This is a genomic window from Lactiplantibacillus fabifermentans DSM 21115 (assembly GCF_000498955.2).
Taxonomy (GTDB): domain Bacteria; phylum Bacillota; class Bacilli; order Lactobacillales; family Lactobacillaceae; genus Lactiplantibacillus; species Lactiplantibacillus fabifermentans.
This window is the reverse complement of record NZ_AYGX02000053.1, coordinates 31,572-33,088: the sequence shown is the minus strand read 5'-3', so window position 1 is coordinate 33,088 and position 1,517 is coordinate 31,572. Positions and strand designations below refer to the sequence as shown.

Genomic DNA, 1,517 nt, shown 5'->3' with positions numbered 1-1,517 from the left:
CAGAGAAGCCAGATGCTTATGACACAATTCCGGACATCAAAAAGTATCTTGATAAGCACGGCATTGATTATTCTCACGCAAAGTTTAAAGGTGACTATGTTGCTTTAATTCCAGAGGATTAATCATGATAATCGTCAAGGAACCAACTAACGAGGAACGCAAGCGGGCGTTTGAAACGTTCGGGGAGGATTGAAAATGAGCACTAGAAATAAAATCGGTTTGGTAATGGCATTATTGCTTTGTTTGGCACTAATTATTGCGAACTTTTTAGACGGATTTTGGCATGGGGTTACTTTTATCGGTGTTGCAGCATGGGTTGTGATAGCGCTGGAACTATCGAGTTCTAACAGATGATTGGAGATGGCGACGATGATTAAGTTTAGAGCGTGGGACAAGGAAAACGAAATCTATCTTTACAATGTGCAGGACGCTTATGACACGTTGAGCGGGTTCGTGAAATATGATGATGGCGAATATGCCGAATATGATGAGTCTTGCTTTGGTGATTTCTTAAATAATGAGCGGTATGCTGTTAAACAGTTTACCGGCCTGAAAGACGTGAATGGTCAAGATGTTTATGAGGGCGACATTGTTAAGTCTAACTATACGTATGCTCAACCAAAAATTTCACAAATTATCATCGAAGATGGAAACAGCTATATTCTGGGAGAAGACGTGGCTACTGGCAATGAAATGTTGGTTAGTGACCACATTGGTGAAATTGAAATTATTGGCAACGTGCACGAGAATCCGGAACTACTGGAGGTTGATCATGATTAAAATTTATCGTAAAACGGCCACTATCAAGGCCGAACAGTTTGATGGAAGTGACGAGATGGTTAAAAAATACAATATCACGCCACCTATGCCACTAGACCCGGATTACACGATTCAGACGTTAGAAGGGCCTTTGATTCTAGGAGTTGGTGATTGGATCGCAACAGGCGTTAATGGAGAACATTGGCCGATTGTGGATAACGTATTCAAGCAGACGTATGCCGAGTTGCCAGGACTTCATTACTGACATTATGAAGTTGAGTGAAAGGGGAATTGGTAGTGAAACGAACGACGATTAGAAAAGTTGAAGATATTCTACGTGACTATCCCAAGATTGACGAGTATATCGAGAAACGTGAACAAGAATTGCGTTATCCAACTGTCCCTCATGATGATAATGTTGGAGGTGGCAAGGCGCAATACAAGTATCCGGAAACGACACTCAACACGATTATCACGATTGATGACGATCGACACATTAATGCTTTGAAACATCAGCGGGAAGTGATTGACGATTGCTTAGATGGTGTTGGCCGTGATACGGAAGTAATTATAAATGAACTATACTTTAAGAAGCATCAGCAATACACGATTGATGGACTGATTACAAATCACTTAATCAATGTTAGTCATACTAAGGCGTTTAAATTAAGAAATGAGTTTATTACGGAATGTGCTAAAGGATTGGGATTATATGAAATCGCGTATTAATTGCGTATTTTTGACCCCTGTAATCGTGC

3 protein-coding genes are annotated in these 1,517 nt (G+C 40.5%); all 3 read left to right on the top strand.

Annotation, left to right across the window (positions count from 1 at the left end; translation table 11 throughout):
• Positions 1–369 precede the first annotated feature (369 nt).
• Genes DY78_RS04735 through DY78_RS04725 form a run of 3 tightly spaced genes read left to right on the top strand, consistent with a single transcriptional unit; the run spans position 370 to position 1,488 of the window.
• Positions 370–780 (top strand): YopX family protein, encoded by a 411-nt coding sequence (locus tag DY78_RS04735; RefSeq protein WP_024624391.1) that lies wholly within the window; start codon positions 370–372, stop codon positions 778–780.
• Positions 773–1,024: a hypothetical protein gene (locus DY78_RS04730; RefSeq protein WP_024624390.1), complete on the top strand. Its 252-nt coding sequence runs from the start codon at positions 773–775 to the stop codon at positions 1,022–1,024. The genes DY78_RS04735 and DY78_RS04730 overlap by 8 nt, the downstream gene beginning before the upstream one ends.
• Positions 1,025–1,056: 32 nt before the next feature.
• On the top strand, positions 1,057–1,488 hold the full coding sequence (locus DY78_RS04725; RefSeq protein ID WP_056993501.1) for a transcriptional regulator: 432 nt from the start codon (positions 1,057–1,059) through the stop codon (positions 1,486–1,488).
• The last annotated feature ends 29 nt before the right edge of the window (positions 1,489–1,517 follow it).

What these genes read in the sequence shown, in the direction of transcription:
- DY78_RS04735 (WP_024624391.1), top strand. Translation starts at nt 370, where the DNA reads ATGATTAAGTTTAGAGCGTGGGACAAGGAAAACGAAATCTATCTTTAC.
- DY78_RS04730 (WP_024624390.1), top strand. Translation starts at nt 773, where the DNA reads ATGATTAAAATTTATCGTAAAACGGCCACTATCAAGGCCGAACAGTTT.